Here is a 13,355-nt window from a genome sequence, read left to right on the forward strand (position 1 = left end):
CGGCGGGGACTCGGTGCGATGTGGGTCAGAGTCCTTGGGCCAGCCGGTGGTAGGCGGCGTTCCAGCGCAGCTGCTGGGCGAAGCCGCGGCTGGTGGTGTCCTGGTCGATCACGGCCAGCTCGATGCCGGCGATCTCGGCCAGCATCTCGAATGCTTCGATCCCCACCGCGGTGGTCATCACCGTGTGGTGGGCAGCACCGGCGGTCAGCCAGCACTCGGCGCTGGTGGCGAAGTCCGGCCGGGGCTCCCAGACGGCCCGGGCCACCGGCAGATTCGGCAGCGGGGCGTCGGGGGGCACGACGTCGACGACGTTGGCAGTCAGCCGGAAGCGTTCGCGCATATCCGACATGGCCACCACGAGACCCGGGCCGGGATCGGTGTCGAAGACCAGCCGGACCGGGTCCTCCCGGTCGCCGATGCCCAGCGGGTGGATCTCCAGGCGCGGGACGGAGGTGGTCAGGCTGGGGCAGATCTCCAGCATGTGCGCACCCAGGATCTTCTCCTTTCCGGGGGTCATCTCATAGGTGTAGTCCTCCATCAGCGAGGCGCCTCCGGGAAGCCCGTAGCCCATCACCTTGGCGGCGCGGACCAGCAGGGCGGTCTTCCAGTCGCCTTCGGCGCCGAAGCCGTACCCGTCGGCCATCAGCCGCTGGACTGCCAGGCCCGGCAGCTGGCGCAGTCCCCCGAGGTCCTCGAAGTTGGTGGTGAACGCGGTGAATCCTCCTTCGGTCAGGAAGGAGCGCATGCCGGCCTCCTGGCGGGCGGCGTAGGCCAGGGACTCTCTGCGTGCTCCGGAGGGCCGCAGCTCCTCGGCTGTGTCGTAGGCGGCGTCGTACTCCGCCAGCAGCTCCTCGACCTCGGAGTCCTTCACCGCGGCGATGCGGTCGACCAGGTCATTGACCGCCCAGGTGTTGACCGAACTGCCCAGGGCGATTTCGGCCTCAGTCTTATCGCCCTCGGTGACGGCGACATTGCGCATATTGTCGCCGAAGCGGCACAGCCGCAGATTGCGCAGCTCGTCCCATCCGGCGGCGGCGCGGGTCCAGGTCCCGACCTTCTGACGGACCCGCGGATCGCTGGCGTGGCCCACCACAGTGGTGCGCCGGATGGAAGTGCGGGAGGCGATGTAGGCGAATTCGCGGTCGCCGTGGGCTGCCTGGTTGAGATTCATGAAGTCCATGTCGATCTCGGACCAGGGCAGGGCGGCCTCGGCCTGGGTGTGCAGATGAAGCAGCGGCTTATCCAGCGCAGTGAGTCCGCTGATCCACATCTTTGCCGGGGAGAAGGTGTGCATCCACACGATCACGCCCAGGCAGCGGGGGTCGGCGTTGGCCTCCAGGGCCGCGCGGCGGATGGAGTCCCGGTCCTTCAGCACCGGCTTCCACGCGATGGAGACCGGGATCTCCTCTGCCTCGTCCAGGACGGCGGCCACCGAGCCGGACTGCTCGGCGACCTGCTGGAGGGTCTCCTCACCGTAGAGGTCCTGGGAACCGGTGAGGAACCAGATGGAGCGGCCCTCGAAGGGGGAGCCAAGTGCGGTCACGATGTGCCTTTCTGCCCGTAGACGTTCTGGTAGCGCTCATAGAGGGAGTCGATCTGTGCCTGAGGGATCCGCTCCGGCTCCCCGTAGGCACGGGCGAAGTGGACGGTGCGGGCGACCTCCTCGCACAGCACGGCCGCCTTGACCGCCGCACGGGCGTCCTTGCCGATGGTGAAGGGCCCGTGCCGGTCCATCAGCACCGCCTTGGAGCGCGAGGAGCGCAGCGTCTCCACAATGCCGCGGCCGATGGAGTCATCGCCGATCAGAGCGAAGGGCCCGACTGGAATGTCGCCGCCGAACTCGTCGGCCATCATGGTCAGCACGCAGGGGATGGGCTCGGCCCGGGCCGCCCAGGCGGTGGCGTAGGTGGAATGGGTGTGCACCACCCCGCCGACCTCAGGCATATGCCGGTACACATAGGCGTGGGCGGCGGTGTCGGAGGAGGGCTGGAGGTTCTCGGCGGTGCCGTCGTCGATCTTCTGCCCGTCCAGGGTGCAGACCACCATCACATCGGCGGAGAGCTCGTCATAGGAGACTCCGGAGGGCTTGATGACAAAGAGCTCTGGGCCGCCGTCGTGGGTGGGGACCCGTTCCGATACATTGCCGGCGGTCCAGACCACCAGCTCGTTGCGCGGCAGCTCGGCGTGCAGGTCGGAGACCCGCTGCCTGGTCTCGGCCACCGCCTGCTGGAGGGGCTGCGGCAGTTCGCTCAGCACGGTCATTCTTCCACCGCCTTCTGTTCGATCTGGTCGCTGCCGGGCTGGCTGAGCGCCCGGCGCCTGATGGCTCTCAGCCGGCGCATCACGTCATTCTCGCCGCGGCCGAAGTAGTCGTGGAGCTTCCGGTACTCCTCGAACAGGGCGGTGTAGGCCTCGGTGCGCTGGGGGTCGGGCACGTAGGCCGCGCGGGTGCGCCCGCCCATCACCGATCCGGCCGTGTGCACGTCCTCATAGGCTCCGGCCGCCACTGCGGCGTGGATGGCTGAGCCCAGGGCGGGTCCCTGGGATGAGGTGATGGTGGAGATCTCCAGGCCGGTGACATCGGCGTAGGTCTGCATCAGGAAGCGGTTCTTCAGCAGTCCGCCGGCGACCACCAGTTCGCGCACCGGAACGCCGGAGCTGTTGAACGCCTCGATGATGGTCCGGGTGCCGAAGGCGGTGGACTCCAGCAGAGCCCGGTAGCCGTCTTCGGGGCGGGTGGCAAGGGTCTGGCCGAGGATGAGTCCGGAGAGCTCGTGGTCCACCAGGACGGAGCGGTTTCCGGAGTGCCAGTCCAGGGCGATGAGTCCGTGGGCGCCCACTTCCTGGGCCGCGGCCTTTTCGGTGAGCAGCTCGTGGAGGCTGATGCCGCGCTCGGCGGCTTCGGCCGCGTAGTCTCCGGGCACCTGGTTGTCCACGTACCAGGCGAAGATGTCGCCGACGCCGGACTGGCCGGCCTCGTAGCCGTAGGCACCTGCGGTGATTCCGCCGTCGACCACGCCGCACATTCCCGGCACCTCGGCCAGGGTCTCGCCGTTCATCACGTGGCAGGTGGAGGTGCCCATAATGGCGACCATCTGGCCAGGTTCGACGGCGTCTGCCGCCGGGGCGGTCACATGGGCGTCCACATTGCCCACCGCCACGGCGATGCCTTCAGGCAGGCCGGTCCATTCGGCGGCCTGTGCGGTGAGCGTGCCGGCCTTGGACCCGAGCTGGCCGATGCGGTGGTCCAGCTTGTCGCGGACGAATCCGGAGAAATCCGGGTTCAGGGCCGAGAGGAAGTCTTCGCTGGGATACCGGCCGTCCTGATAGATGCCCTTGTACCCGGCGGTGCAGGCGTTGCGGACGTATTCGCCGGTGAGCTGCCAGATGATCCAGTCGGCGGCTTCGACCCAGTGGTCCATCGCCTCGTACAGCTCGGGGTCCTCCTCCAGCAGCTGCAGCCCCTTGGCGAACTCCCATTCTGAGGAGATGAACCCGCCGTAGCGGCCGATCCACGGTTCGCTGCGCGAGTGGGCCAGCTCGTTGATCCGGTCCGCCTGTCCCTGCGCGGCGTGGTGCTTCCAGAGTTTGACGTATGCGTGGGGGCGTCCGGCGTATTCGTCCAGCTCATTCAGCGGGGTGCCGTCTGCCTTTGTGGGAACCATGGTGCAGGCGGTGAAATCGGTGCCGATGCCGATCACCCGGCTTGGGCTGACACCGGCATTGTGCAGAGCCTCCGGGACAGCGTGCTTCAGCACACTGACATAGTCGGCCGGCACCTGCAGGGCCCAGTCCGGCGGCAGCTTCTCACCCTGGTGTGCGGTGAGTTGGGAGTCCATGACGCCGTGCTCATACTCATGGACGGCAGTGCCCAGCTCCGCACCATCGGAGACCCGCACCACCAGTGCGCGTCCGGACAGTGTCCCGAAGTCGACACCGATGACGACTGCGTCTTCAGCCGGCATCTGTCTGCGCCTCCATGTGTGCTCAGCCCCCAGTGCGAGTGATTGGTCTCACGTGATATGCGTCTCAGAGATGTTAACGTTCACATGGGCTGTGGTGTCAAGTTCTCAGGGTGTGCTGGTGGGCTCAGCTGGGTGCAGTGGAGCCCCGGGCAATGAGCTGAGGCGCGATGAAATTCGGCACCGAGGTCAGATGCTCGGAGTCGTCAAGCAGCAGCTCCAGGGCAGCGAGGCCGGCGTCTTCGAAGGGTTGACGCACCGTAGTCAGCGGCGGAGAGAAGTATCCGGAGGCCTCGACGTCGTCGAAGCCCACCACGGAGATGTCTTCGGGCACCCGGATGCCGCGCTCCTCCAGGGCCCGGATCAGTCCCAGGGCGATGAAGTCGTTGGCGGCGAAGACGGCATCAGGCAGATTCCGCCCGGCGATCAGCTCCGCGGCGGCGGTGTAGCCGTTCTCCGCGTTCCAGCCGCGGGCCTGGACCATGGGCGGGGCCTTCAGATCCGCCACTGCCAATGCCTGCCGCCAGCCGACGACCCGCCCCTTGGCGTCGAACCAATCCATGGGCCCGGAGATATGGGCGATGCTGCGGTGGCCCAGCCGGATCAGATGCTCGGTGGCGCGGCGGGCGCCGAGCTCCTGGTCGATGCCGGCCACGCTGAGGTTGTCCGCCGGCCACAGGCCGGAGGTGACGATGACCACCGGGGTCTTGGCCGCCAGCTGTTTGGCGGCCTCGGCCAGCGCCGGCACCGGCGTGATGACCACTATTCCGTCGATGCCGTGGCTGAGGAAGAACTCCAGGGTGGACTCCACCGTGTCCGGCCTGGCGTCGTGGATGATGCTCAGGGCGGTGGCGTAGCCGCGCTCCCGGGCGGCCTTCTCAATGGCCAGGGTCATGCGGGTGGGCCCGAAGTCGGTGTTGCCCTGGCTGACCACCCCGATCATGCCGGTGCGGCTGGTCTTCAGGGCGCGGGCGTGGCTGTTGCGCCGGTAGCCCATCTCCCGCATGGCCCGCTCCACCCGTCGGCGGGTATCGGGAAGAACCGCCTCCGGGGAGTTCAGTGCGCGCGAGACAGTCTGGTGGGACACGCCCGCACGGCGAGCCACGTCCACCATCGACGGCGGCCTGCCGCCTCGCGCTCGAACCACGTCAGTAGCGTCTCACAGCATCGGGATTCTCGGTCAGCTCCCGCCGGACCTCACCGGCGATGCGCCGCTCGACGATGAAGCTGAGGAACGGCACCACGCCGCCGAGCACGATGGTGATCAGCCGGCCGAGCTTCCAGCTCATCAGGTACCAGAGCCGGAAGCCGGCGATGACGTAGACCACGTAGATCCATCCGTGGATCACCGCTACCCAGTAGGAGATGCCCTCTCCCCCGCTGACGGAGTCCTGTGGGTGGAATCCGAGGCTGTTGGGCTCGCCGTCGATGGTGGTGCCGCCGGCGTAGAGCTCGTAGCCGAACCCGTAGTCCATGATCATCTTGGCCACCAGGATCAGCAGCATGATCCCGGTGACGAAGGCGAAGACCCGGTAGAAGGTCAGCGAGCCGCTGATCTGGTCCAAAGTGCCGGCGAACCGTCGGGTCTTCGGCCGCGGCGGGGCGGGTGGGATGTCCGGGTGCTCGTCATTGATCGTCATCAGTCGTCCTTTCGGCCAGCCGGCGCTTGCGCAGCTGCTCTGCGCGCCACTGCTCTTCCCATTCGCGGTCCAGGCGCTCCTCCTCCAGCTGCCGCAGGTGGGCGTCTTTGACCATCCTCCACCACAGGTAGAACGCGAAGGCCGCAAAGACGATCCATTCCAGGGCGTAGAAGAGGTTGAGCCAGTTGATCTCGCTGTCCTCCGGCTGCGGACCGACCCATACCGTCTCCAGCGGAGATCCTTCGGCCGCGGTACCGGTGAAGTCCACCACGAATCCGGAGTAGGAGTCGGTGTCCCACAGGTTGATCAGCTCGGCCACCGAGAGTGTCGGCAGCACTCCGGCCGGCATCTCGCGCGGTCCGGGCCCCGGCGCCTCGGTGGGCAGCAGCCGCCCCTGCAGGCTCAGCTGCCCCGAGGGCGGTTCTCCGACGTCGTCGTAGGTCTCTGACCAGCCGCGGACCACCGGGATCACTTCGCCGCCGGGGGCGCCGTCGACCGCGAATGCAGCCACCGCCCAGTAGCCGTTCTCCCCGTTGAACAGCCGGTCTGCGATCATCACCTGGGTGCCCTCTTCGAATCGGCCGGTGAGGGTGACGATGCGGTCCGCCTGCGCCGTGGTCATCGCCCGGCCCGGTTCGTAGATCGCGGTCAGCTCCACCGGGGTCTCTGTATCTGCCGGCGTCTGTCCGCGCTCTGTGCGGGACTGGTCGAACTGCCAGGCGGAGAGCACCACGAACACGCTGGCCAGCACCAGGGCGAGGATCAGCAGGGCGATCCACTTGGGCTGGCGGGCAGTCGCCATCATTGACGAAGAGGGCACCGTTCAAGGATACGTGGGGCGCCGCGATGTTTTCTACGCGAGGTAGAAGAGCGCCGATTTCTGCTCTGCCCCGTGCGGTGTCAAGATGGGTTCCATGATGCGACTGGACCACGTCTCCTTTGCGGTCGGCCCCGATGGCATGGACGCCACGGTCGAGAGAATCACCGATGCCCTCGGTGTGGACCGGGTCAAGGGCGGCATTCACCCGCGCTTCGGCACGGCCAATGCCATCATCCCGCTGGCCAACCGCCAGTATCTGGAGGTGGTGGAGGTGCTGGACCATCCCAGCGCTGACAAGGCGCCGTTCGGTCAGGCGGTGCGCAACCGCTCGCAGATCGGCGGCGGATGGATGGGCTGGTGCGTGACCGTGGACGACCTGACTCCCTTTGAGGAGCGGCTGGGTCGGCGCAGCGTGCCGGGGAACCGCAAGTTTCCCGACGGCCAGGAGCTGACCTGGCAGCAGATCGGCATCAAGGGACTGATTGCCGATCCTCAGGTGCCCTATCTGCTGCGTTGGGATGAGGGCACCGAGCACCTGCATCCTTCGCGCGCATACGAGCCGCAGGCCAAACTGGTGAAGCTCTCAATCGCCGGCTCCCCGCAGCGGGTGGCTGACTGGCTGGGTGAGCCCGACGCTGATCCGTTCGACGACGTCGCCGTGGAGTGGGTGGCTCCGTCGGGGACCCCGGGGATTATGAGCGTGACATTCGAGACCCCCAAGGGCAGCGTCACCATCTGAGGCCCGGCCTGGACGGCTGCTGCGAGGCAGTGACGCTCAGTTGAGCGTGGCGCTGCGCGGATCCATCTGGTCAGCCGCCCCGGGCACCGGCTGTGCCAGATCATCGCCGAGGGCGACGATGCGGTTGTTCTCATCGACGTGCACCACACGGGCACGGTGCTCGGCGATCTCCGCCTCGGTGCCCATCTGGTAGCTGATGATGATCACCAGGTCCCCGGGGCTGACCAGGTGCGCGGCTGCTCCATTGATGCCGATGACGCCGGATCCGCGTTCGCCGGCGATGGTGTAGGTCTCCAGGCGGTTTCCGTTGGTGATGTCCACCACCTGGACCTTCTCGCCCTCCAGGATTCCGGCGGCGTCCAGCAGCTCGGCGTCCACGGTGATGGACCCGACGTAGTGCAGATCTGCGTGGGTGACGGTGGCGCGGTGGATCTTCCCGCCCAGGACTGTTCTCAGCATAGCCCTGACATCATCTCAGAGGCCGGCCTCGGCCGCCAGCTGGGTCAGCTCGCGGCCGAGGAGTTCAGCTCTTCGATCAGCTTCTCGCGGCGGCGCTGGTGCACCTCCGCCAGGCGGTCTGCCCGGCGGGCGCGCCGCCGTTTGGTGGGCCAGGTGACCAGCAGCGCCACCAGGCTGAACAGCAGCACCAGTGCGGCGATCCAGATGCCGGCGTCGATCCAGAACTGGGTGGGGTAGAGCCGGATCAGCGTGTAGTCGTCGGGGAAGGCCCAGTTTCCGCTGAAGAACACGGTGTGGAACTCAGTGAAGAACCGCTGCCAGTCCAGGAAGGCGAGCACGGCCGCGGCGATCATCAGCGCGATGGTGCCCCAGGCGCCGGCGAAGACGCCGCGGGCGAACCCGCCGGGACGCCATGAGCGCAGCAGCAGCGCGAAGATCAGGGTGAGCACCAGCAGGCCGAGACCGACCAGCATGGCGATCCAGACCAGCTGCTTGACATCGACCATGTGGGCGACCTCGTTGAGGTCATCGCCCGAGGAGGTGAACAGGGGTTCGCCCTCAGGCCCGGTGAGGTCTGCAAGGTAGCGGTAATTGGCCAGGTTGAACAGGAAGTCCATGCCGTAGGAGCCGTAGAGCATACGGTCCTCCAGGGTGAAGCCGTGGGCGTCGTCGGGGAACCCGGGACGCTGATAGGTGACCCAGAGGAAGACCGGAGTGCCGACCAGCCGGATCGCGGCGACCACGAACAGCACGGGGGTGAAGATGGCGATCAGCACGGTGAGGAACCGGGAGATTCCGCGCTTGGACTTGGTCACCTCCTCCTCGATGTCAGCCTCGGTGATCTCTTCATTGGAGGCGGCGTGCTTCGCCGGCGAGGCAGCTGTGCCCGTCGCCGGGGCTCGAGCCGGCATGGTGCCGGAGGTGGTGCCCACCCCGACTCCGGCAGCCCCCGCGGCGGCCGGGCCTGCTGCGGCCTGACCTGCGGGCGCGGCCTGCTCAGCCGGGGGCACAACGGTGGTGGGCTGCTCCTGAGCAGAGGCCGGAGCGTCGGCCGAGGCCGCTTGGGCCGCATCGACCTTGTCGGCCGAGGATGCGGATCGGGCCGCGGCGAGCTCCTCAGAGAGCGACCGGGTGGCGGAGTCATCCTGCGGGGGCACCGCAGTGGTGGGCTGTTCGCCGGCGTCGGCGGGCGGCGCGGCGGCAGGCTCCGTCGAGGCAGAGGGCGAGGCGCTGCCGTCGTCGTCGTTGTCCGAAGGGCTGGGGGTCGGTTCCTTCTCCAGCCGGTCCTCCGGGAAGTCGGGCTCCTCGGATGCGAAGGCGCCGTAGTCGAGTCCGGACTCGAACTCCCTGTCCCGCCCTTCGGCGCCGCCGGGTTCGGAATCGCGCGTCTCGTCAGGGTTCTGGCTCATCTTTCGCCTCTCCACGCATTGCTGTCCAGTGACCAGCCTAGAGCCAGGATTCGCGGCGATGTGGGACCGTGCGCGGAGAGTCGCGGGCTGAGCTGGGGCGAATGGTTCAGGCTGTGAGTTCGTGGTCGCCGGATTCGTGCTGACCCAGGTCTCCGGTGACCCCTGCCCGGTGGGCTCGGGAGCCCAGGATCAGCGCGTATGCCCAGTAGCCGGCCAGCACTGCCGCGCCGATGCCGATTCGCAGCCAGTCCGGCCACGGTGCGGGGGTGACGAAGCCCTCCACCACGCCTGCGACCAGCAGCACCAGAACCAGGCCGATGGCTACCGTGATCAGCCGCCGGGCCTCACCGGCGAGCGCGGAGAGCCGGGTGCGCTGCCCCGGAGCCACCCAGGCCCAGAAGATCCGCAGCCCTGCCGCGGCTGCCACGAAGATGGCGGTGAGCTCCATCAGTCCGTGCGGCAGAATGCTGAGCCAGAAGTCAGCTGCTGCTCCTTGTTCGTACATCACACCGGCGGCGATGCCGACCGAGACGCTGTTGACCCCCAGGATGAACAGGGGCCAGATGCCGCTGACTCCGAAGGCAACGCACTGGGCGGCGATCCAGGCGTTGTTGGTCCACACCTGAGAGGCGAAGGACGAGCTGGGGTGCTCTGAGTAGTAGTCCACGAACCCCTGCTGGGCATACTGCTGACGCGCCTCCGCGGGCATGATCATATCCAGCTGGGGGTGCTGATGGGTCCAGTATCCCGCTGCCGCTGCCACCGCCAGGAACAGCACTGCGATGACCACGGTCAGCCAACGCAGCCGGTAGAACGCCACCGGGAGTGTCTGGGTGAAGAAATAGGCCATGGCCGTCAGCGGGTTCTCTCCCCCGCCGGTCAGATGCGCCCGGGCCCGGCCCAGCCGCACCGACAGCTGAGCGGCCACGGGAGAGTCCGGCTCGGCGGCCTGCACTATTGAGAGGTGAGTGGAGGTCCGCTGGTAGAGCAGCAGCAGCTCATCGGCTTCGGCGGCGGAGAGCCGGCTGCGGCGGGCCAGCCGGTCCAGTCGGTCCCATTCTGGCTGGTGCACCGCGATGAACGCGTCAGTGTCCACCTGTGGCCTCCTTCAGCCGGTGTGCTGGCCTTCTGCTCCACCCTACCGGCGGGCCAGCGGCTAGGCTGGATCCATGGGCAGCCGCAGTGTGATCACCGGGGAGGCAGTGGCACTTGATCTGCCTTCTGCCTCGCTGATCACCCGGGGCGCCTCGCTTCTGGTGGATCTGATCCTCTACTGGGCCATATTGGCAGCAGTGGTGCTGCTGAGCTCGTTCACCGTGCTCAACGCGGCTGACCCGGCTCTGCAGGCTGCGCTGGGCCTGGGGGCGATGGTCCTGTGCCTGGTGGTGGTGCCGATCGCGGTGGAGACGCTCTCGCGCGGGCGCTCGGTGGGAAAGCTGATCTTCGGCATCCGGACTGTGCGCGACGACGGCGGCTCGGTACGGCTGCGTCACTGCACAGTGCGGGGGCTGGCCGGGTTCGGCGAGATTTACCTGACGATGGGGCTGCTTCCGCTGATCACCGCGATGTTCACCGAGCGCACCAAACGCTTGGGCGATGTGATGGCCGGCACCTATGCGGTGCGGATGCGGCACCCCGCAGTGCCGCCGATGATGCTGCCGGTGCCCGCGCCCATGGGGGCCTGGGCGCAGATCGCTGATATCGGGCGGGTTCCCGATGAGCTGGCTGCTCGCGCGGCCCGGCTGCTGCGCGCCCTGCAGCAGGGCGGATCGAAGGTGAACCTGCCGGCGCTGACTGCTGCCGCGGATGCCTTGGCCGCTGATATGCAGCGGCATGTCTCCCCTGCTCCGCCGACGACGTCGTCGGTGGAGTTCCTCTCAGCGGTGATGGCCGAGCGCCGCAACCGGGAGTATCGGCGCCTGCGCCGGCAGGGACAGCGCATCGCCTCGCTGCAGCAGCGCATCCATGCCCTCCCCTACCCCTGAACGGCCCGGCAACGCGGCCGAGAGCGGCCGGGGCTGTGCCCGGCCGCGGGGCCCTTCAGGCGTGAAGGCCGCGGTAACGCGGCCGAGAGGCGGCGCGGCATGTACGCGCCGCCGGGACCAACTCAGTACCTATAGTGCTCAGGCTTATAGGGGCCGGCTACGTCCACACCGAGATAGTCGGCCTGGTCCTTGGTCAGCTCGGTGAGGGTGACTCCCAGCGCGTCCAGGTGCAGGCGAGCAACTTTCTCATCCAGCAGCTTGGGCAGCACGTAGACCTCATTGCCGTAGGCGTCCTCCCCTGAGCGTCCGCTCTTATGCGATGCGGCGAACAGCTCGATCTGAGCCATCACCTGGTTGGTGAAGGAGGATGACATGACGAAGCTGGGGTGGCCGGTGGCATTGCCCAGGTTCAGCAGGCGCCCTTCGGAGAGCACAATGATGGAGCGTCCCCCGGAGTTGGGGAAGACCCATTCGTGAACCTGCGGTTTGATCTCCACCTTCTGGATGCCTGGGATGGCTGCCAGCCCGGCCATGTCGATCTCATTGTCGAAGTGGCCCACATTGCCCACGATCGCCTTGTCCTTCATCTGCTGCATATGCGCGGCAGTGATGATGTCTTTGCCGCCGGTGGTGGTGATGAAGATGTCGCCGCTTCCCACCACCTCGTCCAGGGTAGTGACCTGGTATCCGTCCATCGCGGCCTGCAGCGCGTTGATCGGGTCGATCTCGGTGACCACTACGCGGGCACCCTGGCCGCGCAGCGCCTCTGCGGCTCCCTTGCCGACGTCGCCGTAGCCGCAGACCACGGCCGTCTTGCCGCCGATGAGCACGTCGGTGGCGCGCATAATGCCGTCCGGCAGCGAATGGCGGATGCCGTACTTGTTGTCGAACTTGGACTTGGTGACCGAGTCGTTGACGTTGATGGCCGGGAAGAGCAGCCGGCCCTCGCCAGCCAGCTGGTAGAGCCGGTTGACTCCGGTGGTGGTCTCCTCGGTAACGCCGCGCAGCTGCTGGGCAATTCCGGTCCAGCGCTGCGGATTCTCCTGCAGGGAGCGGCGCAGGGTCTCCAGGATGATCGAATATTCGTGCGGGTCGTCCTCACCGGCCGAGGGCACCGCGCCGGCGGCTTCGAACTCCACCCCCTTGTGCACCAGCAGAGTCGCGTCTCCGCCGTCGTCGAGGATCATATTGGCTCCCTGGGAGGGATCCTGGTCCACTCCGGGCCAGGCGAAGATCTGGCTGGCGGTCCACCAGTACTCCTCCAGCGTCTCGTTCTTCCACGCGAAGACGGGGACGCCCTGCGGATCCTCTGGAGTTCCGTGGGGACCGACGACGACGGCGGCCGCAGCCTCGTCCTGGGTGGAGAAGATGTTGCAGGAGGCCCACCGCACCTCAGCCCCGAGGGCGGTGAGGGTTTCGATCAGCACCGCGGTCTGCACGGTCATGTGCAGGGATCCGGCGATCCGGGCGCCGGCCAGCGGCTGGGTCTCGGCGTACTCTTCGCGCAGGGCCATCAGTCCGGGCATTTCGTGCTCGGCCAGACGGATCTGGTGCCGGCCGGCCTCGTGCAGGGAGATATCGGCGATCTTGTAGTCGAAGCTCATGTGCAGGTCCTTCTTTATGGTGCGGGTGCGGCCAGCAGGGTGGGTACGCCGTGGCGGATCGGGTAGCGGCGCTGCGGGTCTTCGACGGCGATGAGGGCGTCGCCCTCCTGCCGCAGCGGGCTGCCGGTGACCGGACAGCGCAGGATGTTCAGGATCTGCGGATGGATCTGCGCCGGCGGACGCTCAGTGTGCTCGGGCCGGTGGTCGGAGGGCATAGTGCAAGACTATCGTCCGCATCTGGTGCGCAGGTTCCCCGATGTTCATCTGCGGACTCATCCAGGCGCACGCGCAGAGCGCGGGTGGGTTGAGGCGGCTCTATTCGCGCAGCAGACGGAGGTGGCCCCGGGTGATGCCGGGGTCGCCGTCGGGCGGGGAGAGTGGGCGGGGTGCTTCCCGTGCGGGGGCGGGCTGCCGGCTCTGCGCGGTGTCGGCGGCCTGCCGCGGATGCTCCCGGACTGCCTCGGCCAGGGCCAGCAGGTCGTCGCCGGCATCCTCGGCGCCGCTGGGGTAGTCCAGGCGCAGCACCTCCCACCCGCGGGGCGGGTTCACCGAGTCGGCATGGCCGGCGCAGAGGTCATAGGTGTGGGGCTCGGCGTAGACGCTGATGGGCCCGACCACAATGGTTGAGTCTGCGTAGGAGTAGGTCAGGGTCGCCACGGCGGGGCGGTCGCAGCTGCTCTTGGTGCATCGACGCTTGGAATCCACAGCCACCGAGCCTACCCATCTGGTCGGCAAAC

At 67.7% G+C, this 13,355-nt stretch carries 14 protein-coding genes; 2 read left to right on the forward strand and 12 right to left on the reverse strand.

Translation table 11 applies throughout. From position 1 onward, the window contains the following. Positions 1 to 25 precede the first annotated feature (25 nt). The 6 genes from araA to Q1K09_RS00275 all read right to left on the reverse strand — a co-directional run bounded on the left by araA (position 26) and on the right by Q1K09_RS00275 (position 6,422). Complete coding sequence (gene araA / locus Q1K09_RS00250) at positions 26 to 1,543, reverse strand: L-arabinose isomerase (RefSeq protein WP_300342206.1); 1,518 nt, start codon at positions 1,541 to 1,543, stop codon at positions 26 to 28. Next, positions 1,540 to 2,262, reverse strand: a complete 723-nt coding sequence (locus tag Q1K09_RS00255) for an L-ribulose-5-phosphate 4-epimerase (protein WP_300342208.1) — start codon at positions 2,260 to 2,262, stop codon at positions 1,540 to 1,542. The genes araA and Q1K09_RS00255 overlap by 4 nt, the downstream gene beginning before the upstream one ends. Then, complete coding sequence (gene araB, locus Q1K09_RS00260) at positions 2,259 to 3,965, reverse strand: ribulokinase (RefSeq protein WP_300342210.1); 1,707 nt, start codon at positions 3,963 to 3,965, stop codon at positions 2,259 to 2,261. Before araB ends, Q1K09_RS00255 begins: the two co-directional genes overlap by 4 nt. A 124-nt stretch (positions 3,966 to 4,089) precedes the next feature. Then, the gene (locus Q1K09_RS00265) at positions 4,090 to 5,076 is read right to left on the reverse strand and encodes a LacI family DNA-binding transcriptional regulator (RefSeq protein ID WP_300342398.1); all 987 of its coding nucleotides are present in this window, start codon (positions 5,074 to 5,076) and stop codon (positions 4,090 to 4,092) included. A gap of 34 nt (positions 5,077 to 5,110) precedes the next feature. Beyond that, positions 5,111 to 5,602, reverse strand: a complete 492-nt coding sequence (locus Q1K09_RS00270; RefSeq protein ID WP_300342211.1) for a DUF3817 domain-containing protein — start codon at positions 5,600 to 5,602, stop codon at positions 5,111 to 5,113. After that, positions 5,589 to 6,422: an SURF1 family protein gene (locus Q1K09_RS00275; protein ID WP_300342213.1), complete on the reverse strand. Its 834-nt coding sequence runs from the start codon at positions 6,420 to 6,422 to the stop codon at positions 5,589 to 5,591. Before Q1K09_RS00275 ends, Q1K09_RS00270 begins: the two co-directional genes overlap by 14 nt. Before the next feature lie 94 nt (positions 6,423 to 6,516). Between Q1K09_RS00275 and Q1K09_RS00280 the strand changes: the two genes are divergently transcribed. Beyond that, positions 6,517 to 7,161 carry a VOC family protein gene (locus tag Q1K09_RS00280; RefSeq protein WP_300342215.1) on the forward strand — a complete coding sequence of 215 codons (645 nt, stop codon included), beginning with the start codon at positions 6,517 to 6,519 and terminating at the stop codon, positions 7,159 to 7,161. A gap of 36 nt (positions 7,162 to 7,197) precedes the next feature. On the opposite strand, the gene panD is transcribed toward Q1K09_RS00280, so the two are convergent. The 3 genes from panD to Q1K09_RS00295 all read right to left on the reverse strand — a co-directional run bounded on the left by panD (position 7,198) and on the right by Q1K09_RS00295 (position 10,125). Then, positions 7,198 to 7,620, reverse strand: a complete 423-nt coding sequence (panD, locus tag Q1K09_RS00285; RefSeq protein WP_300342217.1) for an aspartate 1-decarboxylase — start codon at positions 7,618 to 7,620, stop codon at positions 7,198 to 7,200. A 44-nt stretch (positions 7,621 to 7,664) separates the two neighbouring features. Further along, entirely contained in the window at positions 7,665 to 9,029 is a 1,365-nt protein-coding gene (locus tag Q1K09_RS00290) for a DUF1461 domain-containing protein (protein ID WP_300342219.1), read from the reverse strand. Between the two features lie 106 nt (positions 9,030 to 9,135). Next, positions 9,136 to 10,125, reverse strand: a complete 990-nt coding sequence (locus Q1K09_RS00295; RefSeq protein WP_300342221.1) for a stage II sporulation protein M — start codon at positions 10,123 to 10,125, stop codon at positions 9,136 to 9,138. A gap of 73 nt (positions 10,126 to 10,198) precedes the next feature. On the opposite strand from Q1K09_RS00295, the gene Q1K09_RS00300 reads away from it, so the two are divergent. Next, positions 10,199 to 11,014, forward strand: coding sequence for an RDD family protein (locus Q1K09_RS00300; RefSeq protein ID WP_300342223.1), 816 nt, complete (start codon positions 10,199 to 10,201; stop codon positions 11,012 to 11,014). A 122-nt stretch (positions 11,015 to 11,136) separates the two neighbouring features. On the opposite strand, the gene ahcY is transcribed toward Q1K09_RS00300, so the two are convergent. The 3 genes from ahcY to Q1K09_RS00315 form a co-directional block, all read right to left on the reverse strand. Further along, positions 11,137 to 12,618: an adenosylhomocysteinase gene (gene ahcY, locus Q1K09_RS00305; protein WP_300342225.1), complete on the reverse strand. Its 1,482-nt coding sequence runs from the start codon at positions 12,616 to 12,618 to the stop codon at positions 11,137 to 11,139. 14 nt (positions 12,619 to 12,632) lie between these two features. Beyond that, positions 12,633 to 12,833: a Trm112 family protein gene (locus tag Q1K09_RS00310; RefSeq protein ID WP_300342227.1), complete on the reverse strand. Its 201-nt coding sequence runs from the start codon at positions 12,831 to 12,833 to the stop codon at positions 12,633 to 12,635. Positions 12,834 to 12,933: 100 nt separating this feature from the next. Then, a complete protein-coding gene (locus tag Q1K09_RS00315) occupies positions 12,934 to 13,323 on the reverse strand; it encodes a DUF3499 domain-containing protein (protein ID WP_300342229.1) in 390 nt (129 codons plus the stop codon). Positions 13,324 to 13,355: the final 32 nt, after the last annotated feature.

The organism is Nesterenkonia sp. (genome assembly GCF_029265375.1).
Taxonomy (GTDB): domain Bacteria; phylum Actinomycetota; class Actinomycetes; order Actinomycetales; family Micrococcaceae; genus Nesterenkonia.